This window comes from Gemmatimonas phototrophica (assembly GCF_000695095.2).
Classification (GTDB): Bacteria; Gemmatimonadota; Gemmatimonadetes; order Gemmatimonadales; family Gemmatimonadaceae; genus Gemmatimonas; species Gemmatimonas phototrophica.
The window spans coordinates 1748949-1769837 of record NZ_CP011454.1; the positions used below are offsets into that span (position 1 = coordinate 1748949).

At 64.5% G+C, this 20889-nt stretch carries 17 protein-coding genes and 2 tRNA genes; 11 read left to right on the plus strand and 8 right to left on the minus strand.

Annotation, left to right across the window (positions count from 1 at the left end; genetic code table 11):
• The first annotated feature begins 17 nt into the window (after positions 1 to 17).
• The 3 genes from GEMMAAP_RS07260 (at position 18) to GEMMAAP_RS07270 (ending at position 4345) form a co-directional block, all read left to right on the plus strand.
• The gene (locus GEMMAAP_RS07260) at positions 18 to 2555 is read left to right on the plus strand and encodes a helicase C-terminal domain-containing protein (protein ID WP_053334372.1); all 2538 of its coding nucleotides are present in this window, start codon (positions 18 to 20) and stop codon (positions 2553 to 2555) included.
• 74 nt (positions 2556 to 2629) lie between these two features.
• Entirely contained in the window at positions 2630 to 3244 is a 615-nt protein-coding gene (locus GEMMAAP_RS07265) for a fumarylacetoacetate hydrolase family protein (RefSeq protein ID WP_043581357.1), read from the plus strand.
• A gap of 45 nt (positions 3245 to 3289) precedes the next feature.
• Complete coding sequence (locus GEMMAAP_RS07270) at positions 3290 to 4345, plus strand: hypothetical protein (protein WP_145979041.1); 1056 nt, start codon at positions 3290 to 3292, stop codon at positions 4343 to 4345.
• Between the two features lie 22 nt (positions 4346 to 4367).
• On the opposite strand, the gene gltX is transcribed toward GEMMAAP_RS07270, so the two are convergent.
• The gene (gene gltX, locus GEMMAAP_RS07275) at positions 4368 to 5831 is read right to left on the minus strand and encodes a glutamate--tRNA ligase (protein ID WP_026850436.1); all 1464 of its coding nucleotides are present in this window, start codon (positions 5829 to 5831) and stop codon (positions 4368 to 4370) included.
• Between the two features lie 91 nt (positions 5832 to 5922).
• A tRNA-Ser gene (locus GEMMAAP_RS07280) sits at positions 5923 to 6012 on the minus strand.
• 288 nt (positions 6013 to 6300) lie between these two features.
• Here GEMMAAP_RS07280 and dps point away from each other — a divergent pair.
• Complete coding sequence (dps, locus tag GEMMAAP_RS07285) at positions 6301 to 6804, plus strand: DNA starvation/stationary phase protection protein Dps (RefSeq protein ID WP_026850437.1); 504 nt, start codon at positions 6301 to 6303, stop codon at positions 6802 to 6804.
• 36 nt (positions 6805 to 6840) lie between these two features.
• On the opposite strand, the gene GEMMAAP_RS07290 is transcribed toward dps, so the two are convergent.
• From GEMMAAP_RS07290 to GEMMAAP_RS07300, 3 genes are all read right to left on the minus strand, one after another.
• Positions 6841 to 7884, minus strand: coding sequence for a WD40/YVTN/BNR-like repeat-containing protein (locus GEMMAAP_RS07290; protein ID WP_075071457.1), 1044 nt, complete (start codon positions 7882 to 7884; stop codon positions 6841 to 6843).
• A gap of 26 nt (positions 7885 to 7910) precedes the next feature.
• A tRNA-Ser gene (locus GEMMAAP_RS07295) sits at positions 7911 to 7997 on the minus strand.
• Between the two features lie 52 nt (positions 7998 to 8049).
• Positions 8050 to 8553: a GAF domain-containing protein gene (locus tag GEMMAAP_RS07300; protein ID WP_026850438.1), complete on the minus strand. Its 504-nt coding sequence runs from the start codon at positions 8551 to 8553 to the stop codon at positions 8050 to 8052.
• Positions 8554 to 8711: 158 nt separating this feature from the next.
• Here GEMMAAP_RS07300 and GEMMAAP_RS07305 point away from each other — a divergent pair, with 158 nt between their 5' ends.
• From GEMMAAP_RS07305 to GEMMAAP_RS07325, 5 genes are read left to right on the plus strand one after another with little or no spacing between them, the layout of a single operon-like run.
• On the plus strand, positions 8712 to 10220 hold the full coding sequence (locus GEMMAAP_RS07305; protein ID WP_053334375.1) for a flavin-containing monooxygenase: 1509 nt from the start codon (positions 8712 to 8714) through the stop codon (positions 10218 to 10220).
• Positions 10213 to 11031 carry an SDR family NAD(P)-dependent oxidoreductase gene (locus GEMMAAP_RS07310; RefSeq protein ID WP_026850440.1) on the plus strand — a complete coding sequence of 273 codons (819 nt, stop codon included), beginning with the start codon at positions 10213 to 10215 and terminating at the stop codon, positions 11029 to 11031. Before GEMMAAP_RS07305 ends, GEMMAAP_RS07310 begins: the two co-directional genes overlap by 8 nt.
• A complete protein-coding gene (locus GEMMAAP_RS07315; RefSeq protein WP_043581358.1) occupies positions 11028 to 11978 on the plus strand; it encodes an alpha/beta fold hydrolase in 951 nt (316 codons plus the stop codon). The genes GEMMAAP_RS07310 and GEMMAAP_RS07315 overlap by 4 nt, the downstream gene beginning before the upstream one ends.
• Positions 11979 to 12010: 32 nt before the next feature.
• Positions 12011 to 13021, plus strand: coding sequence for an N-acetyltransferase DgcN family protein (locus GEMMAAP_RS07320; RefSeq protein ID WP_026850442.1), 1011 nt, complete (start codon positions 12011 to 12013; stop codon positions 13019 to 13021).
• 32 nt (positions 13022 to 13053) lie between these two features.
• Positions 13054 to 13803 (plus strand): Bax inhibitor-1/YccA family protein, encoded by a 750-nt coding sequence (locus tag GEMMAAP_RS07325; RefSeq protein ID WP_026850443.1) that lies wholly within the window; start codon positions 13054 to 13056, stop codon positions 13801 to 13803.
• Between the two features lie 122 nt (positions 13804 to 13925).
• On the opposite strand, the gene GEMMAAP_RS07330 is transcribed toward GEMMAAP_RS07325, so the two are convergent.
• Positions 13926 to 15137, minus strand: coding sequence for an amidohydrolase family protein (locus GEMMAAP_RS07330; RefSeq protein WP_145979043.1), 1212 nt, complete (start codon positions 15135 to 15137; stop codon positions 13926 to 13928).
• Positions 15138 to 15149: 12 nt separating this feature from the next.
• Positions 15150 to 17480 (minus strand): glycosyltransferase family 117 protein, encoded by a 2331-nt coding sequence (locus tag GEMMAAP_RS07335; RefSeq protein WP_158514766.1) that lies wholly within the window; start codon positions 17478 to 17480, stop codon positions 15150 to 15152.
• A 217-nt stretch (positions 17481 to 17697) separates the two neighbouring features.
• Between GEMMAAP_RS07335 and GEMMAAP_RS07340 the strand changes: the two genes are divergently transcribed.
• Positions 17698 to 18948, plus strand: a complete 1251-nt coding sequence (locus GEMMAAP_RS07340) for an aminotransferase class V-fold PLP-dependent enzyme (protein ID WP_026850445.1) — start codon at positions 17698 to 17700, stop codon at positions 18946 to 18948.
• A gap of 6 nt (positions 18949 to 18954) precedes the next feature.
• Positions 18955 to 19218, plus strand: a complete 264-nt coding sequence (locus GEMMAAP_RS07345; protein ID WP_053334377.1) for a hypothetical protein — start codon at positions 18955 to 18957, stop codon at positions 19216 to 19218.
• Between the two features lie 102 nt (positions 19219 to 19320).
• On the opposite strand, the gene purH is transcribed toward GEMMAAP_RS07345, so the two are convergent.
• On the minus strand, positions 19321 to 20850 hold the full coding sequence (gene purH, locus GEMMAAP_RS07350) for a bifunctional phosphoribosylaminoimidazolecarboxamide formyltransferase/IMP cyclohydrolase (protein ID WP_026850446.1): 1530 nt from the start codon (positions 20848 to 20850) through the stop codon (positions 19321 to 19323).
• Positions 20851 to 20889 lie beyond the last annotated feature (39 nt).

Consider the following 20889-nt stretch of genomic DNA (forward strand, 5'->3'; position numbering starts at 1 on the left):
GTATTGAGCGCGTCGTGATGCTGGGGGAATCTGGTGAAGCGCGGCTGCTGCCCAAGGCCGCTGCCGCCATTCGTACGCAAATCAAACTGCATGGGGGCAACGAAGTCTGCTTCGTGTGCACCCTTGATGAGGACGGGCACCTGGCCACCGCGCGCAAGGTGGCGGCGGGCGACGTGCAGAGTGTGCTGGCGCTCCCCGGCGTGGCCGAGCGCGGCGAAGTGTTGGTGCACAATCATCCGTCGGGTGAACTCACGCCCAGTGATGCCGACATGGAAGTGGCCTACCGTCTGCATGGCAACGGGGTGGGCTTTGCGATTGTCGACAACGAGGCCACGCGCGTCTACTTCGTGACCGAAGTGCCTACCAGCAAGGCACTGGTACACGTGGACGCGGATGCGGTAGATGTGGCGCTGGGCCCTTACGGCCTCATTGCGCAGGCCATGCGTCAGGTACACGGCGCGCGGGAGTACGAAGACCGCCCCAGCCAGCGCGCCATGGCGGTGCAGGTCACGGCCGCGTTCAACGAAGGTGGCGTCGCATTGCTGGAAGCCGGCACCGGCGTGGGCAAGTCGTTGGGCTATCTGGTGCCCGCCTTGCGTTGGGCCGCCGCCAATGGTGAACGCACCATTGTAAGCACCAACACCATCACGCTGCAGGAGCAGTTGGTGGCCAAGGATTTGCCGTTCCTGCAGCGTGCGCTCAGCGATCAGCCGGTTCGCTTCGCGTTGCTCAAGGGGTGGCGCAATTATCTCTGTCTCTATCGGCTGGAGCAGGCCCAGGGCGCCGGCGCGGCACTCTTTGAGGACAACGCCACCGAGGAGGTGGCGAAGATTGCCGAGTGGGCGCTGCGCACCAAAGATGGGTCGCTTTCCGACCTGGCCACCGCGCCGCGCCCTGACGTGTGGGATGAAGTCGCTGCCGAGCCGGATTTGTGTGGGCGGCTCAAGTGCTCGTTCTACAACGACTGCTTTCTCTTCAAGGCGCGCAAGGAAGCGGCCAACGCCGACGTCGTGGTCGTGAACCATCATCTGCTGCTCTCCGATCTGGCCGTGCGGCGTCAGGCGCAGAATTGGGATGATGCGGCCGTGTTGCCGGCGTACAAGCGTCTGGTGGTGGACGAGGGGCACCATCTCGAAGACGCGGCAGCGTCACACCTGGGCAGCTCCATCACCCGTCGGGCGTTGGCCCGCATGTTCAATCGGCTCGAACGGCGCGGCAAGGGACTCTTGCCTGCGTTGTCGGCACGACTGGCGGGGAGCAAGGATCTGCTCAGCGTCGCCAGTCTCGACCTCGTGAACGAACGCTTGTTCTCAAGTGCCGTGACGGCGCGCGATCGTGTGCAGCTGTTGTTTGAACTCCTTGGCGCCGTGCTCGAAATGCAAGGCACGCCCGTCATGCGCCTCACGGGTGAGTTTCAACAGCACGACCTGTGGCGCAACGGCATTGATAGCACGCTCAAGGAACTGCTCAACGAAATCGATGCGCTGGCCACCGGCCTCAAGGTGGTACGCGAACGTTTAGAGAGTGACCAGAAACGCGCCGAAGAGCTGGCCCCGTTGCTGAACGAAGTGCGCGCCGTCATGCGGCGGCTGGGGAGCGCTGGAGATGCCCTGGCCAAGGGGCTCATGCCCCCGGCCGACGGGCCGCCCGTGGTGCGCTGGATGGAGTTTCAGGGCAAGCCCACGGCCCCCGAACGCAATCTGGCCGTGCATTGTGTTCCGCTCGATCTGGCGCCCGTATTGCGCGAAGATCTGTTCGAGCGGGTGGAGACCGCGGTGATCACCAGTGCCACCCTGTCCACCCACGGCGGCTTTGATTTTCTCGAGCAACGCTTGGGCATTGATGACGCTCGGCGCAGCAAGCGCACGGCCGTGTTCCCGTCGCCCTTCGATTATCCCACGCAGGCCATGCTGGTGGTGCCAACGGACCTGCCGGCGCCGAACGAGAATGCGCGTGAGCATTTCGCGGCGGTATCGCGGCATCTGCGCGATCTCATGACCGCCAGTGACGGCGGCATCTTCGCGCTGTTCACCAGTCACCGCGATGTGCGCGAGATGGCCGAGTGGTTGCGCGGGCCGGGCAACGGCGGTGGGTGGCCGTTGCTCGTGCACGGCGAAGAGCCGCGCGACATTCTGCTGCAGCGGTTCCGCGACGCGGGGCGCGCGGTGCTGCTGGGCACCGCGACGTTCTGGGAAGGGGTGGACGTTCCCGGTGATGCGCTGCGCGGGCTGCTCATTGCCAAGCTGCCGTTCCGCGTGCCCACCGAGCCCATGGTGGCCGCGCAGTGCGAAGCCATTGAAGCGCGTGGCGGCAACAGCTTTGGAGAGTTCATGCTGCCGCACGCGTCGTTGCGGCTCAAGCAGGGCTTTGGCCGACTTATTCGCACGGGGACCGACGCCGGGGTGGTGGTGCTGAGTGATCCCCGAGTGGTGACCAAGCGCTACGGACGCGAATTGCTCGACGCCCTGCCGCCGGCGAAGCGAGTGGTTGGGGCATGGGGGGACATCCGTGGTGAAGTGTCCCGCTTTTATCGGCAACGACGGCCCCAGCCATAGCGCTCGGCGTGTTTCGCTGAAGATTACCCGAGTTCGCGATGTTCTCCTGAGTCTCGCCGTCCTCCGCCCCCGCCATGAAGCCGTCCAAGATCGTCTGTGTTGGCCGTAACTACCTCGCGCACGCCCGGGAAATGGGCAACGATGTGCCCAAGGAACCCTTGCTGTTCCTCAAGCCGACGTCGTCCATCATTGCCGAGGGTGAGGCCATTGTGCTGCACCCGGTGTCCACGCACATCGAGTACGAGGGCGAAGTCGCCATTGTCATGGGTGCGCGCCTCAGCAAGGCCCAGAGCGAGGCCGAGGCCGTGGCGGCCATTGGCGGGGTGGTGGCGCTCAACGACGTGACCGCCCGCGACCTGCAGAAGAACGACGGGCAATGGGCCCGCGCCAAGGGGTTGGACACCTTCTGCCCCATCGGCACGCCCGTCCCCGCACCGGCGGATCTCGACAGCATTGAACTGATTACCCGTCTCAACGGTACGGTGGTGCAGCACGCCAAGGCCGGCGAGATGGCGTTCAAGATCCCGTTTCTGCTGCACTACATCTCCCAGTACCTCACCCTTGAGGCGGGGGATATTGTGGCTACTGGTACGCCGGCCGGGGTCAGCCCCATCAAGCCCGGGGATGTGGTGGAAGTGGAACTGGTTGGGCTGAGCCGGGTGTCAAATCCTGTAGTCGCCGGCGCCTGAGGGCGCCCCCGGGTCGATTTCGCCAAAACCGAGTAGATTTATCGTATGTCCGCCCCTCTCCCTCCAGCGACGCCGCCCGGCGACCGCTTGCCCGATTCGTCGGGGCAGGGGGAGGCGCCCAGGTCCGTAGCGCGCGCGCAGAACAGGCGCTCGCTGGCCACAAGATTGTCTGGGCTGCCGCAGGGGGAGAAGCGATCGCCGCGAGCGGTGGCCATCGCGGTGGGACTGCACGTGGTTGTGGGCGCGGTGCTCATTCAGGCGCTCACCTTCGGACACGGTATTCCTCAGTGGCTCCGCTTCGGTAATCAGGATGTCGCCACCGAAGAACGCCTCACGTACGTAACCCCGCCGGCGCCGGTTCCTCCGCCCAAGCCGGTCGCGCAGCGTCCGGTGCCACGCGAAGTGCCGCCGTCCACATCACCAACGCTCAGTGCACCGCCGGTGGGCCCTGTCGCCCCGCCGCCGCCGGTGCGTCCGGCCACGCCACAGGACACCGGGAGTGGCGGATCGGTGGGCAATGGCATTGGCGCCATCGATCCCAACACCCGTGGCGTGAAGCCGAACTACAACGACGAGCGCGTTTGGCGCGGACCGGTGGGTGAGGGCGGTGCGGGTGGCGGTGGTACCGGGGTGGGCACGGGAGACCGGGCGGACAAGCTCGACAGCATCATGCGTGGCGTGCTGGTGGCGGCGCGTGATTCGCTTGATTCCATTGCGCGGGCGCAGGGGCGGTACGGCCGCGCGCCCGGCGATTGGACCAAGACCGACAAGAACGGCAACAAGTGGGGCTGGGACCAGCAGGGCATTCGTTTGGGCAAGGTGATGATCCCCAACGCGCTGCTCGGGCTGTTGCCCTTGAACGCGGCCACTGCGGCGCAGATGTCCGGCAATCCCACTGCCATGGCGCGTGAATCACGCCTCGCCGCCGGCCGCGCTGACATTCAGCGCATGTCTGAACGCGGCATGGGCGAAGCCGAGTTCAAGCGCATCGTGAAGGAAATGGACAAGCGCCGCGACGCCGAGCGTCGAGAACGGTTGCGCGCCCCCAGCGCCAGCGTGGCCGCGCCCGTCAAGACGATCGAGCCGAAGGCGGACAAGTAAACGGGGGCTGGCCCGGCCGTTACTAGGCCGTCTGCCGCAGGTAGGCCACCGACTCGTTGATGCGCGCCAGTGAGCGCTCGCGCCCCACATACAGCAGCACATCAAAAATGCCCGGGCTCACCGTGAGACCGGTGAGCGCTACGCGCAGCGGTTGAAAGATTTTGCCGCCGGAAATGCCGCGCTCTTCGGCCAGTTTGCGCAGCCCTTCTTCCATGTGTGCCGGCTCCCAGTCGGGCAGGCTGGCCAGGCGCTCCTGCGTGGCTTCCAGAATGTCCGCCGCGCCGGCGGCATCCCGCCACTGCTTGCTCACCGCTTCCGGATCGTACTCGACGCTCTGCACAAAAAACGGTCGTGCCTGTTGCACGATTTCGTCGGTAAGCCGAGCGCGAATACGCAGCAGCTCCAGCACGCCACAGAACCACTCGTGGCGTTCGTTGAGCTCCGCCACCGTGGCCAGACCGGCGCGCTCCACCATGGGGGCCACGATCTGTGCCAACTCATTAATGGGGATGAGCGCCATATGCTGCCCGTTCATCCACTCGAGCTTTTTGGTGTCGAACACCGCGGCTTTGGCGTGCAGCCCGTGCGCGCTGAAGCGCTGAATGAGCTCGGGCATCTGCATCACTTCGATGTCGTCGCCCGGGGACCAGCCCAGAAGCGCCAGGAAGTTCAGCATCGCTTGCGGCAACAGTCCCTGATGCTGATAGTCGCCCACCGCCGTGGCACCGTGGCGCTTGGACAGCTTTTTGCCGTCGCTGCCGTGAATCATGGGCACGTGCGCGAACTGCGGCACCTCGGCGCCCAACGCCCGGTAGAGCAGAATCTGCTTGGGCGTGTTGGAGATGTGATCGTCGCCGCGCATGACCAGCGTTATCGCCATGGCAATGTCATCGCTGACCACGGCCATGTTGTACACGGGCGTGCCGTCGGACCGGAGGATGACAAAATCCTCGATGTCCTTGTTGGGGAAGGCAATGCGCCCATGCACGAGGTCCGGCCACTCGGTGGTTCCTTCGGGGACCTTGAAGCGAATGGCGTACGGTTCGTTGTTCGCGAGCTTCAGCGCGAGGTCCTCCGGGCTCACTTCGGCAAGCGCCCGGTCAAACCGGAACGTCTCCCCTCGGGCTTCGGCATCAGCGCGAAGCTTTTCCATGACCGACGGCGGCGTGAAGTCACGATATGCGGCACCGGTCTCCAGCAGACGATGGGCGTCGGCGTAGTGCCGGGCGACGTTGGCGCCCTGGTACACGACCTCTTCGTCCCACGTGAGGCCAAGCCACTCCAGCCCTTCAAAGATGGCGCGGGTGCTTTCGTCGGTGCTGCGGGCCCGGTCGGTGTCTTCGACGCGGAGCAGGAAGTCGCCGTCGAACTTCTTGGCGTACAGCCAATTGAACAGCGCGGTACGCGCACCACCCACGTGCAGGAAGCCCGTGGGCGAAGGAGCAAAGCGTACCCGGGGGCGCTTCGCAGGAGTCGCTGCCGTCATATGAACCACAGACCGAAGAAGGTCGAAACGCGACGAAAAGTCCAGACAAAAAAATGCGCGGGCCCGCCGGCAAGCCAGCGGACCCGCGGCACGGAGGGAGCGGGATTCGAACCCGCGATAGGGGTTGACCCCCTATGCCGGTTTAGCAAACCGGTGCCTTCAGCCTCTCGGCCATCCCTCCCAACCACACGGATACAGCCAACTGCTTACGAACAAACAGCTTGTGTATCTCGCGCCGCCTTGGCTCGCAGGAACCACGCGGAGCGGAAATGTAGTGGTAGGCGAGCCGTGGAAGCAATGGCACCCCACCGCAAAAACGGGTATCGGAGCCGGTTGTGGCCATATCGGTGAAATCCCGACTGCTGGCCCCGAGTGTGCACCTTAGCGTCCACATGAACGCGGTTGCCGCTGTCTGCTACCGGCTCACTGCCAGCTGCTCCCTGCTCCCTCCCTCCAATCGGAGTGCCACATGTCGAAAGCCGCTCTCGAACCCCCCCATCGCACCCGTGTCGATCTTCCACAGGACACCCTCGTGGCCATTGGGCTCATTCTCAACGAACGACTGGCGGATGTTCTCGATCTTGAACGGCAGGCCAAGCAGGCGCATTGGAATGTGCGGGGCGCCCGCTTCCAGCCCTTGCACCAACTGTTCGACGCCGTAGCGGCGTTGGCGGTTGGCTGGGCCGACGATCTCGCCGAACGCGCCGTGCAGCTCGGGTGTGTGGCCGAAGGCACGCTGCAGGCCGTATCGGCCCGTTCGGAACTGCCCGTCTGTCCGCTCAACGTGAACAGTGCCGACGAATGGCTTCACGTCATTGCGGAAGCGCTGGCGTTTTGTGCCAACGCTGCCCGGGCGGACATCAAGGAGGCGGCCGCGGCCGACGATGACATTACCGCGGATCTGCTGACGCGCATTACCGGCGAAGCCGACAAGCAGTTGTGGTTTGTGGAAGCGCACCTCGACCAGTCCTGACAGACGGGTAGCCCGGTGGCGCCAGCGCGTGGCGGGCTAGAAGTCCAGCCGCCAGAGTTTGCCGTTCGCGCCACCAATCCAGACCGTCCGGCCGGCGGCCGACACGCCGGCCGTGACCGTGCTGGTAATGGTGGTCCAGCTACGCCCTTCATCCAGGGTGTAAAAGGCACCACCAAAGCCCACGGCGACCGCAACACCGGGCCCGGCGCCCGGAACCCAGGTCACTCCGGCCAATGCGCCAGGAAGGGGCGGGCGGGGGCGCATTTCCCAGGTGCGGCCGGCATCGCGGGTAATGCCCACCACCGACTGTGACGTATCGGTACGCAGCCGGTTGATATCGGCACCCACGGCAATGCCCAGGGTGGCGTTGGCAAACGAAAGCCCCGTCATCCCGGCGGCGGTGCCCCGGGTGAACGGGGTGTTCTCCACGATCCAGCTGCGCCCCGCGTCGCGGCTGCGAAACAGCCGAGCTCCCGGCGCACCGGTGGCGACAAACACGGTGTTGGCGTCGCCGTGCACCACGCAGAGTCCACTGGCGGCAAAGGCCCCCTCACCGGGGAGCGGCGTCGGCACGGCGGCCGGAGCAAGCAGCGTCCAGGTGGCCCCGGCGTCGTCGGTTCGCAGCAGGTTCGTGCGCTTCTGCGATGCGTCGCCGTAGGCTACGCCCGTTGTGCCGTTGCCAAAGGAAAAACAGTCGTAGAACGCCGCGCTGTCCGGATTGAGGAACTGTAATCGCCACGAGGCGCCACCATTGGTGGTACGATAAATGCGCGATTTGCTGCCGTCCCCCGATGACAGAATCCAGGCACTGTCCGCACTCACCGCGTGGATGTCGCGATATTCGAGCGTGTCCCCGGCCGGCGTTTCAAAACGCTCCCAGGTCCGCCCGCCGTCGCGCGAGCGCAGCACGGTGCCCTTGTGCCCTGAGGCCCACACCACCTGCTCGTTCACGGCGTGTACCGCCTGCACCAGCGCGCTGGCCGCGCTGGGAAGCTCCACGATGCGCGGGGGCGTTGACGGGCCGGCTTGCGCTCCGGCGGAAACGCCAATCGCCGCCGAAAAGACGGCGGCGATTGTCACTGGAACGTACGTGCGTGTGTGCATAGCGGGGGGAGTGGGATTCGAACCCACGGTACCCTTTCAGGTACGCCGGTTTTCAAGACCGGAGCCATAAACCACTCGACCATCCCCCCGGGGCGGCCCGACCACGACCGCAGCGAAATGTAGTGAGGGGACGGCCCGGCGTCACGCCGCGACTTTCTGGCTCGCCTTCAGGGCCATACCAAGCACCGACGCCATCTGGTGCAAGTACGCCATGTGTTCATCGGTCCACGCCTTCTGCTCGCCGCAGTGTTCGCAGCAGAGCACCATGGTGGGCTCGTCACGCACCAGCACCACATGGTCCAGCAGGGAGCGGATATCCAGCGGGGTGAAATAGATCTCGTCGAAGCAGGAGGTGGCGGGGTGCGTCAGCGCGTCCGGGGCCACGATCTTGAGATCATGACGAATGGCCGCGAAGTAGTCGCCAAAATCCTCCTCCTTGAGCGTCACGCCGCGAGAGACCGAGCCGTCCCGCGAGTCAAACAGACAGTCGCTGGTAATGGCATCCTTCAACGACGAAAACGTCCAGACGCTGGCGCGGGTAGCGCCCACATTCTCCACAATGTCGCGGCACACCGCTTCGTAAAACTCCGCAAGTGCTGCGGGATCCTTCTTGACTGCTCCAAGTGCCTGACGGGCACGCTGCATGATTCCGTTCTCCGCGGAAAGGGTTTGCAGAGAAGTGTCGGCAGAAGGGACGCCGGGCTTAATTCCCTGCGCTCGCCACCGGTCGGGATCCTCGGGGGCTACCTTACCACGAGCATAATCCCGCGATATCAGTCATCATCCCGCGGTCCGGAGCCCCCGTGGAGCAGCTCGACGTTCTCATTATTGGCGCAGGCCTTTCCGGTATCAGCGCCGCCTGGCATCTCCAAATGGAATGCCCGGCGTTGTCATACGCCATTGTCGAGGGACGCGAACGGATGGGCGGCACCTGGGACCTGTTCCGCTATCCAGGCATTCGCTCCGATTCCGACATGTACACCCTCGGCTATCGCTTCCGCCCCTGGCGGCACGCGAAGGCCATCGCCGACGGCCCGTCCATCAAGGCGTACATCGAAGACACCGCGCGTGAATCGGGAGTTGATCGTCGCATTCGTTTTCAGCACCGGCTGGTGCGCGCGGAGTGGTCGTCGTCGTCGGCTCTGTGGACAGTGACCTTGGAAGTGGGTGCTGATCGGCACCTGGAGCAGCTGCAGGCGCGTTTCGTATTCAGCTGCGCCGGCTACTACGACTACGCGCTGGGCTATACGCCACAGTGGCCGGGTATGGCGGAGTTCACAGGCACCGTGGTGCACCCGCAGCACTGGCCAGACGGGTTGGACTATGCCGGCAAGCGCGTGGTGGTCATTGGCAGCGGCGCCACGGCGGTCACGCTGGTACCGGCCATGGCCATGGGGCCGCGCGCTGCTGCCCACGTCACCATGTTGCAACGCTCTCCCACCTACATCGCCACGTTGCCGTCGGAAGACGCGATGGCCACGGCCCTGCGACGTGTCTTCCCCTCGCGTGTGGCGTATGCGTTGACACGCTGGAAGAACGTTGCCCGCAGCATGTTCTACTACCGTCTGGCGCGCTCGCAACCGGAGCTTTTCAAACGGGGCCTGCGGACGGAAGCACGCAAGCAGTTGGGGAAGGACTATCCGGTGGATACCCACTTTTCACCGCGCTACCAGCCATGGGACGAGCGCCTCTGCATGGTCCCAGATGGCGATCTGTTTCAGGTGATCCGCGAAGGACGCGCGTCGGTTGTAACGGACACGATTGCCCGGTTTGATGCCACGGGGATTGTGCTGGAATCGGGCGCGCGCGTGGATGCCGACATCATTGTCACGGCAACGGGGCTGCGCATGGCGATTCTCTCGGGCGTGTCGCTGGTGGTAGACGGAACGCCCGTCGATTTCGGCCGCACGTTGCTCTACAAAGGCATGATGCTGAGCGACGTACCCAACATCGCGGCGTCAGTGGGGTACACCAACGCCTCGTGGACGCTCAAGAGTGACCTCATTGCACAGCATGTCTGTCGCCTGCTCAACTACATGCAGGCGCATCGCTATCGCCAGGTCACGCCTCGCCGAGAGCCGGGAATGGAGGAAACGCCTGTGTTTGATTTCACCTCCGGGTATGTACAGCGCGCTGCGTCGCAGTTGCCTCGGCAGGGTACACGGGCACCGTGGCGGTTGTATCAGAACTACGTGAAGGATCTGCTGTCGCTCCGCTACGGACGCGTGAACGATCCGGCGCTTGAGTTCCGCGCACAGGCCTCGTCCGCCGTGAACGCCGCTCCGGAGATCCAGAGGGCGGGGCATGCGTAATCGTCTGTCGCTTCGCGACCGGACAGCGGTCATTACCGGTGCCGGCAGCGGGATTGGACGCGCGTTGGCACAGTCGCTGGCGCAGCGTGGCTGCCATTTGGCGCTGGTCGATGTGAACGCACACACGCTGGCGGAGACGGTGGCGCTGCTGCCTACCGGAGTGCGCATATCGCAGCATGTCTTTGACGTCGCAAACCGCGACGTAGTGGCGGCGTTTCCAGTGGCCGTGGTTGATGCCCACGGCGGGGCCGATGTGCTGATCAACAACGCGGGGGTCGCGCTTGGTGGCACCTTCGAAATGGTGTCCGAGGAAGACTTTGACTGGCTCTTTGGCATCAACTTCCACGGGGTGGTGCGCATGACCCGTGCCTTTCTGCCATTGCTGCGGGCCCGTCCGGAGGCGCAGCTCGTGAATATCTCCAGCATCTTCGGCATTGTGGCACCGGCCGAACAGGTGGCATATGCGGCGAGCAAGTTTGCCGTGCGCGGATTTTCGGAAGCGCTTCGCCACGAGCTGGAGGGGAGTTCCGTGGGCGTGACCGTCGTGCACCCCGGTGGGATCCGCACGAACATTTCCGACAGTGCGCGGGCACCGCAGGGCGCTGAGGCGGCAGAGGTGCAGCGCCGACGTGAGGCGTTTCGCAAATTTCTGCGAATGCCGCCGGAGCAGGCCGGTGAAATCATTGTGCAGGCGATTGAACGGCGCCGGAAGCGGGTGCTGGTAGGGAGTGATGCGGTCGGCCTCTCGCTGCTGTCGCGCGTGGCGCCGGTCTCGTACTGGTCCCTCATGGCGAAAGGACTGCCCAAGTGAACGTGACGACGGTGCTGGTCACGGTGCTTGTCTCGGCGTTGGTGGTCGGGTTGGCATTGGTGCTGTTTGCCGCCTCCACTTCCCGACGCGTGGAGCGTGCGCTCCCACCCACAGGAAACTTTGTAGAGGTAGACGGCGCGCGTATTCACTACGTGGAGGATGGCAACGGACCACTTACGCTGTTATTGGTCCATGGCTTGGGGGGAAACGCCGGGCACTTCACCCACTCGCTCGTTGAGCGGCTCGCCCGCGAGTATCGGGTCATTGTCATGGAGCGTCCGGGCTCCGGCTATTCCTCCCGCGCGCCCGGGGCCGCTGCCGGACCCATAGCGCAGGCGCAAACGGTCGCGGCCTTCATTCGCGCCCTGGGACTCGATCGACCGGTGCTTGTTGGGCATTCGTTGGGAGGGGCCGTATCTCTGGCGACGGCCATCGCAGAGCCGTCCCTGGTACGCGCCCTGGCCCTCGTCGCGCCGCTCACCATGCTCCCCTCGGAGCCCCCGGCGGTGTTCAAGGGATTGGCGGTGGCCAGTCCACTGCTGCGCACCATGATTGGCTGGACCCTCGCGCTCCCGCTGTCGATTGCACGCCGGGAGGTCACCCTCACCGCGATCTTCGGTCCCGAGCCGGTCCCCCGCGACTTTGCAATTGGTGGCGGCGGTGTACTCGCCATGCGTCCGAAGGCGTTTGTCTCTACCTCCACGGATTTCATGGCGGTGCCCGGGGACATGCCGGCGCTCATGCAGGCCTATGGGGCAATGCGTGTGCCGGTGTCGGTGCTGTACGGCACGCACGATCGTATCCTCGACCCGGCGCTGCATGGCGACGCCTTCCGGGCCCTCCTCCCGCAGGTGCGCCTGGAATACGTGGACGGGGCAGGGCATATGTTGCCGCTCACCGTCCCGGAGCAGGTCGCGAGCTTCGTGCGAGCCGTGGCCCAGGGGTAACGGCGCGGCGCCCCCCAAGTCATTTTTGTCACATGCCAGAGCTTCGCAAACCCTATTTGTTGTATCTGGGCGACGCCCAGTATCCCACCGACGCCAAGACGGCGTGCGGCCTTCGTGATTGGTGCCGCACCGATGTCGTGGGTGAATGGAGTCTCCCGGCGGCCACGGTCAGTGTGGGCGTCCCGCGACTGTCGCCAGCGGATGCCGCGGCGCAAGGGGCGGGCAGTCTGGTCATTGGCATCGCGTCGGTAGGGGGGAAGCTCCCCGACGCCTGGGTGCCTGACCTATTGGCGGCCATTGAGAGTGGTCTCGATATCGTAAGTGGCATGCACACCCGGCTCACCAGCTTTCCGGCGCTGGTGCAGGCCGCGGCGGCGCGTGGCGTGCGCCTGGTGGATGTGCGGCACAGCGACCAGACCTTTCCTGCCGGCACCGGCGCCAAACGGACAGGGATGCGCATTGCCACGGTGGGCACCGACTGCGCACTGGGTAAAAAGTATTCGGCGCTGGCGCTCACCAATGCGTTGCACGCGCGGGGGCAGAAGGCCACGTTCCGGGCGACCGGACAAACCGGCATCATGATTGCCGGCAGCGGCGTGGCCATTGATGCCGTGGTGGCCGACTTCATTGCCGGCGCCGCCGAAACGCTGTCGCCCGACAACGACCCCGATCACTACGATGTCATTGAGGGGCAGGGAGCGCTCTTTCACCCCGCCTACGCCGGGGTGACGCTGGGGTTGCTGCACGGGTCGCAACCCGACTGGATTGTGCTCTGTCACGATCCCAGCCGCAAAACCATCGAGTACCGCCCCGACTTCCCCATCCCCCCGCTGGGGGAAGCGGCCAAGCACTACCTGCAGGCGGCCCGCATTACCAATCGGGCGGTGCGGCTGGCCGGCGTGTCCATCAACTCCTCGTCGCTCAGCGACACCGAGTGGGACGAGTACCGGGACGTGGTGAGTCGCGAACTCGGGGTGCCGGTGTGCGACCCCCTGCGCGGCGGGCTGGACCCGATCGTTTCCCGGGTTCTTGGTGTAGAATGAAGACGTAGGGTTTCCTCAACCGACTTGAGCATATGCGCACAAACAATCCCGTTCTGTCCAAGTTCGCCGACACGGCGCGTTCCACCTTTGGCCTTACCAGCCCGGGGGCCATGACGGTGGCCGGCACCGCCGGCAAGGCGTCACTCCTGCTGGCACTGGTGGTCTTTTCTGCCGCCATGACCTGGCAGCAAGTGGCCGCCGGTCGCACCGATCTCGTGATGCCGGCCATGCTGGTGGGTGGCCTGGGTGGTTTTGTCTTTGCCATGATCACCAGCTTCCGTCCGCAGTGGGCACCGTGGACGGCTCCCATCTACGCGTCGCTGGAAGGCATTCTATTGGGCGCCATCTCGGCGCTGTACAACGCGCGCTTCAATGGGCTGCCGCAGCAGGCCGTGCTGCTCACCTTTGGCGTCACGCTGGGTGTGCTCACGCTGTATCGCTTCCGTGTGCTGCAGGCGAGCGCCGGCTTCAAGCGCATGATGCTGGGCGCCACCATGGGTATCGCGCTCTTCTACCTGGGCTCCATGGTGCTGTCGCTCTTCGGCGTGCAGATCGGCTACTTCACGTCGTCAGGCTGGCTCGCCATTGGCATCAACGTGGCCATTGCCGGTGTGGCGGCGCTCAACCTGGTGCTCGACTTCGATCGCATTGAAGAAGGCGCGCGCATGGGCGCCCCCAAGGCCATGGAATGGTTTGCCGCCTTTGGTCTCATGGTCACGCTCATCTGGTTGTATCTCGAGTTGCTGCGGTTGCTCTCGCGGTTGCAGGGGCGGCGCGACTGATCACGCGCGACTGATCACGATGGTGTGATTGAAAAACGGCGCGCATCCCGACTGGATGCGCGCCGTTCGTTTTTGGGGTGGAGCCCGCTCTGCTCACGAGTCACACCCGCAGCACTTCGTGGTTACTTCGGAAACCCCATCGCCGCCGCTCCGAGCGCTGGCATGATGCGCAGCGCATTCTGGTAGTACACCTTCTTCAGCACGGCATCCGGCAGGTCAATGCCGTACAGCTTCCAGAAGGCGTGATAGTCGCGGTAGTAATCGAAGTAGTCGTCACGCGTTTCGAGCACGCGCCAGTAGTACGGATACTCTTCCGGCTGGAAACTGTCCTTGCCGAAGAGAATGCGGTCCTGGTACTTCACGAAAAAGTCGTGCGCCGCGCGCGGCTGACGGCCAATGTCGTAGAGCACCGCCCCCATTTCGCCGAGCACGTTGGGCATGGCGTCGAACATCTTGCCAAGGCGACCGAGATCGTTGGCGTGCCACCCCAAATGCGCCGCCACGAACGTGGTCTTGGGGTGCCGACGGAAGAGGCTGTCCCGCTCGGCCATGAGCTGATCAAAGCTCGGATAGCGGTCCTGCGGATACCGACGCTCCGGAAAGAGCGACTGCTCGAGCCACCGCTCGTTGGTGTAGTCCACCTCGCGGAAGAACTCCTGCGGGTCGGCGGTGTGAATGAACACCGCGAGCTTGAGGCGACCCGCCGCTTCAAACACCGGGGCGAGCTCGGGGTCGTTGAGCTTGAGGCGTGATCCGTCGGCCTTTTTGGCGGACAAGCCGAAACCCTTGCCCACTTCGCCAATGCCCACCGCGCCCGCCTTGGCGTCGGCTTCGAGCTGCGCAATGGCCTTCTGTGCCCACCCCGGCGTCCCCACACCATTGAAGCTGATGCCGGTGAGGAAGCGTACGCGGTCCTTCATGGTCTTCGACTGATTGACCAGCGCGATTCCCTGCGTGAGTCGATCGCCCGACACGTTGCCGGCCACCACCATGAGGCGCACGTTGATGGAATCGAGCGTGGGGCCGAAGCGCTCCAGCGCCTCCACGCTGCCAATCTGCGCGCCGCCCGGATGCCCGTGGAAATCCACCACCGGGAACTTGGCCTTCATGCGCATGGTGGACGGCACCTTGAGCGTGCTCTTGGGGCGGTAGTCCACGATGCTCGGCACTTTGCCTTCGGGGGCCAGGCAGGTGCGTGGACGCACTTCGGTGGTGCCGGCGGGGCACTCTTCACCGGCCTTGATGGTGGTGCCGCCACGAAAGCCCTGCGCGGCGAGCGTGCAGGGGAGTGTGAGGGCGAAACCGGTGAGCAACGAACGGGAAACTCGACGCACAGCGGCTCCTTATTACTTGGAAGTGTCAGGCGGCAGCAACAGCTGCTGCGCGGCGGTGTCGGCACCCGGCGCAATGGGCAGCTGCGGCTGACGGTCAAAGCCAAACACCTGCGCCCGGCGCATGGCGGTGGCAATGCCCTTCGCCTGCTCGTACACGGCACGCGACTTGTCTACCTGGCCACTCTGCGCCAGTGCTTCGGCCAGCGTGACCCCACTGATCACGTACAGGTCGGGGATGCCCACCGAGGCATCGTCCACCCAGCCGTTGCGGGCGGCCAGTGACTTGGTGGCCGTGAACACATCGTTCCACAGCGCGTACGACCGCTCCACATCCACCGCGCCTTCGCCCGGAATGAGCACGATGTTGCCACCCGGTACGACCTGCTGCGGCAGCAGCTTCTTGGCCATGCCGTGCGTTACCACGTACCGCTCGAGACCCAGCTCGTACGGGTAGCCACCCGCCGTGCGGCTGAAATACATGGCGCGGTCGGGGAAGGCGTCGCGAATCATGAAGTAGATCATCTGATCGGCCTTCATGATCTGCGGCAGCCGCGGCTGCGCCACAATGTCGCCCTTCTGGAACGCCGCGTTCTCCGGCGTCGCAATGGCGAGCGGCAGTGCGTCGGCTTCGTCGAAGGTCATCTTGACCGGCGGGCCCGAGGGCTTCTTCCAGTTACCACCCTTGTAGATGGCCGGTCCCTTTTCCGCGTCGTACTCGTACACCGGTCGGCGCAGCAACTGACGCACGTACCAGTCGGTGTTGAGCAGCGACGTGTTGGCAATGATGACGTCCTTGCGGATGCCTTCCACTTCCTGCGCGTACCACAGCGGGAAGGTGTCGTTGTCACCCACCGTAACCAGGATGCCGTACGGCTCCACGCTGTTCAGCAGGTCGCGGGCAAAGTCGGTGGTGTCGGTCTGGCCGGCGCGTGACGCCTGCGTCCAGTTGCCGAAGAGCGGGATGAACGCCACGGCCAGCAGCGGTGACGCCATGATGAAGCTGCGCGTGCGCGGCTCCACCACGGTTTCCTTGCCCAGCTTCACTTCGTCGGCGCCAAAGAGCGTGGCCACCGTCTCCCACAGATAGAACAGCCCCAGCGCGGCCCACACGGAAAGCGCCGAGAAGCTCCAGAGATAGAAGTAGTCACGGTCGCGCACTTCGCGCGGTACCGAGTCGCCCAGATCGAGCGCCTGCGAGTGACCGTACTTGAAGTTGAGGTAGAAAATGAGCCCCAACGTCATGGTGCCGACCAGCGGACCAAAGAACCAGAAACTTCGTCGGTCCTTCTTGAAGTGCATCCACCCGCCAAGAATGACCAGAATGAAGTAGAACACCGCGAGCCCGTTCTGCAGCCCCGGGTTCTCATTGTAGGCGTCGCGCAGCCACTGCCACTTGAAGTACAGCCAGTACATCCCGAGCTGCGCCGTGAACGGCGCCTGCCGCTCGCCCAGCTCCGGCTTGCCGTACTGCCCGCGATTGAAGTTGTACATGAAGCGATCGTACGTGAGCGCGCTGAACGTACAATCGGCCTTGAGCTCGGTGACGCAGCCGGTGGGTTCCCCTTCGTTGATCGCGGGGAAGTGTCCGGCGCGAATGGGCTGCGTGGCAAAGGGCGTAAGGCCAAACACCAGCGCGGCGGCACAGGCCACCAGCAGCTTCCAGCGCAGCAGCGTTTGCGGGCGACGAATGAGCACCGCAATGCCCACTGCCGGCGCGGCCAGCATGCCGGCCATGTGGTTGGTATAACCAAGACCCAGCAAATACGCGATCAACACCATGATACGGTCGGCCGTGGGGCCTTCCGGATCGTCACACCAGCGCACCGTAAGCCAGCAGATGATGGCCAGCCCCACCAGCGACACCGTGTACACCTTTTCGTTCACGACTGACTGGTTCCACACCGTGAACGCGGTGGCGCCAATAAGCACCGCCAGCGAACCGCCCACAATGCGCTGCCAGCGGCGCGGCATCCACTGCACCAGCACCCGCTCGGTCACGAGGAACCAGAACATGGCACTCACCGCACTCGACAGCGCGGCCAGCACATTGATGCGCATGGCCACCGTGGGCGCGATGGGGAGAATACTGAACACGCGCCCGATGAGCACGAAGAACGGGTTGCCCGGCGGGTGCGGAATACCCAGCACATAGGCGGCCGCGATGTATTCGCTGGTGTCCCACATCGACGTGGTGGGGGCCAGGGTGACCAGGTACAACAGGAAGGTCACCAGCCCCGCAATCGCGGCGGCGAGGTAAGACGGGCGGTAATCGAGCTCGGCGACGGCGGCGCGGGTCGCGCCGTAGCCAGTCGAGGTCGCAGTTGCGGTCGCAGCGACGGTCATGGACTGATCGGAGGGTGTGCGGCCGACGCCCGGGCCGGGCAGCGGCATTCAACGGATCTGCTACAATCACCAAAGTTCGCCCCGGACGACTATGGGCACAACCGCCCGGGCAGCCCTCCGGGGCGATACCTTTACAGGAATTGCCCCTTCAGGGCCCGACTCCCAACCCGGGGACCGGCGCCTCGGTCACATTTGCCCCCTTCCGTCCCGCACGGCCATGCACAAGCGCGACTTTCTCCGCACCGTTGGCGGCGCCACCCTGGGGCTCCTGCTTCCCCCAGCTCAGCTCCGGGCACTGGCGACCCTGACGCCGGGGGAGCTGGCTCGGCGGGACGACTTCTGGACCGCACTGCGGGGGCAATACAAGGTGCCCGCCGAGTTCATTCACCTGGAGCACGGCTACTATTCCATGCAGTCGCAGCCGGTGCTGGAGAAGTACGTGCAGCACATCCGGGATGTGAACGCCCTCAGTTCGCGCTACATGCGCACGGTGCAGGTACCCAACAAGGCCCGCGTGCAGGCCCGGCTGGCCGCGCTGGCAGGGTGTACGCCGCAGGAGCTGATCATCACCCGCAATACCACCGAGTCACTGGATACGGTGATTTCGGGCTTTGATTGGAAGCCGGGCGACGAAGCGGTGATGGCGGTGCACGACTATGGCGCCATGCTCGATCAGTTCAAGCTTATGGAGCGACGCTGGGGCATCGTGAACAAACGCGTGACGGTCCCGATAGACCCGCAGAGCGACGACGAGGTCGTGCAGGTGTACGCCAACGCCATCACGCCGCGCACCAAGCTGCTCATGGTGTGCCACCTCATCAACATCACGGGGCACGTGCTGCCGGTGCGCAAGATCTGCGATATGGCACACGCGCGCGGGGTGCCGGTCATGGTGGACGGGGCGCATGCGTTTGCGCAGCTCGATTTCCGTATTCCCGATCTCGACTGTGATTTCTACGGCGCCAGCCTGCACAAATGGCTGGGCACGCCACTAGGTGCCGGCATTCTGTACGTGAAGCCGGGATCGGTAGAGAAGTTGTGGCCGCTGTACGGCGACGAAGGCTTTGCCGCCAACGACATCCGCAAGCTCAATCACACCGGCACGCACCCGGTGCACACCGACCTCGCCATTGAAGACGCCATTGCCTTTCACGAGGCCATTGGCATTCAGCGCAAACAGGAACGGTTACGCTGGTTGCAGCAGTACTGGACGACCAAGGTACGCGGCAAGAAGGGGATCAATCTCTTCACGCCCAGCGATCCCGCCCGCACCGGCGCCATTGCCAACGTGGGGATCGTGGGGATGAAGCCAGGCGATCTCGCCACGGCGCTCATGGAGCGCTACAAGATTTTCACGGTGGCGATCAACACCGCCGGGGTGGCCGGCGTGCGTATCACGCCGCAGCTGTTCACCACCACGCAGGAACTCGATGCACTGGTGAACGCGCTGACCGCGCTGGCCGGGTAGTTCTGCATGCTGGGGTTGAAGATCGTCATTTCCATGCTCGCCGGCTTGGCCATCGGCCTCTTTTCGTGGAGCCTTCGCCAGGCATACCGTCGGGTGGGGCGCACCGAGGCCGTCGTCTATGTCATAGCGGGGCTGGTTCTACTGCTGCCCGTGAGCAAGGTGCAATTCATTCTCTTTGAGCAGCCGCTGATGGTGCTGGTCTCAGCGGCCGGCTCGTATTTGGCCACGCGCGAAATTGCCACCAAGCTGGGGTGGCTGGAGCGCAGGTAATACTCACAACTCGATACCCAAACTCTAAACCCGGAACTGATCAGTTCCGGGTTCTGAGTCCGAGTCTTGAGTTGTGGGTGATGCCGGGTGATACGGAGTGGCTTAGTGGCGGAACAACCGCTCGCCCGTGAACACCATGGCAATGCCATGCTCGTTCGCAGCGGCAATCACTTCTTCGTCGCGCACAGAACCGCCTGGCTGCACAATGGCCGTGACACCGGCCGCCGCCGCCTGATCAATGCCGTCGCGGAAGGGGAAGAACGCATCCGACCCCAGCGACGCCCCCTTGGTGTCGTGCCCCAACGTGGTGGCCTTGTGCACCGCTACGAAGCTGGCATCCACACGGCTCATCTGCCCGGCGCCAATACCGATCGTGGCGCCGTTGCGCGCCAGCACGATGGCGTTGCTCTTCACACTCGCCACACTCTTCCACGCGAAGAGCAGATCGCGCTGCTCTTCCGGCGTGGGCTGTCGTGACGACACGACGTTCCACTGCTGGGGGTCGGTGGGCGACGGCGCCCGATCCTGCACCAGCAGGCCACCGCGCACGCGCTTGTAGTCCATGCCGTGGGCCGGCCAGCTGGCTTTGCCCTCGAGCACGCGCAGGTTCTTCTTGCGCCCCAGAATTTCCACCGCTTCTTCGGCAAACGACGGCGCCACGATGCACTCCACGAACAGGCTGGAGATCGCTTCGGCCGCCGCAATATCCACCGGCACCGAGAACGCGATGACGCTGCCAAAGGCGCTCACCGGGTCACAGGCCAGCGCCTTCTTGTAGGCATCCAACGCATCGCTCCCGGTGGCAAGACCACAGGGGGTGGTGTGCTTGATAATCGCACACGCCGGCTGCGCGCCGAACGGTTCAATGGCCAGCAGCGCGCCTTCAAGGTCGAGCAGGTTGTTGAAGGAGAGCTCCTTGCCTCCCTTCTGCACCAGCGCGCCCAGTCCGGCGCCGGGCTTTTCCACGTAGAACGCGGCCCGCTGCTGCGGATTTTCACCGTAACGCAGCGACTGCTGCTTCTCGAACGCCAGCGGTAACGTGGGGGGAAACGGTTCGCCACGCTGCTGGGCGAACCAGGTGGCAATGGCCGAGTCGTAGGCGCTGGTGTGGGCGTACACCTTTTCGGCGAGCAGGCGACGGAAGGCCAGATCATCGCCGCCGGCATTCACGATGTCGAGCACGGTGGTGTAGTCACTCGGATCAACAATGACCCACACCGACTCGAAGTTCTTGGCCGCCGAGCGCAGCATGGACGGGCCGCCAATGTCGATGTTTTCAATCACCTCTTCCGGATGCACCCCCGGCTTGGCCGCCGTTTGCCGGAAGGGATAGAGATTCACCACCACGAGATCGATGGTGCCGATGTTGTGCGCCTTGATCGCCTCCATGTGCTCCGGCAGATCGCGGCGCGCCAGCAGGCCACCGTGCACCACCGGGTGCAGCGTTTTCACGCGCCCATCGAGCATTTCCGGAAAGCCGGTGATCTCACTGATGTCTTTCACGGCCAGCCCAGCCTCACGCAGAGTGCGCGCCGTACCACCGGTGGAGACCAGTTCAACGCCTTTGGCCGCCAGTCCCTGAGCAAACGGGACGAGGCCGGATTTATCGGAGACCGACAGCAGAGCGCGCATCTATGTGGAGGGCTGAGTGCGTGAACAGCAATTGGAGAC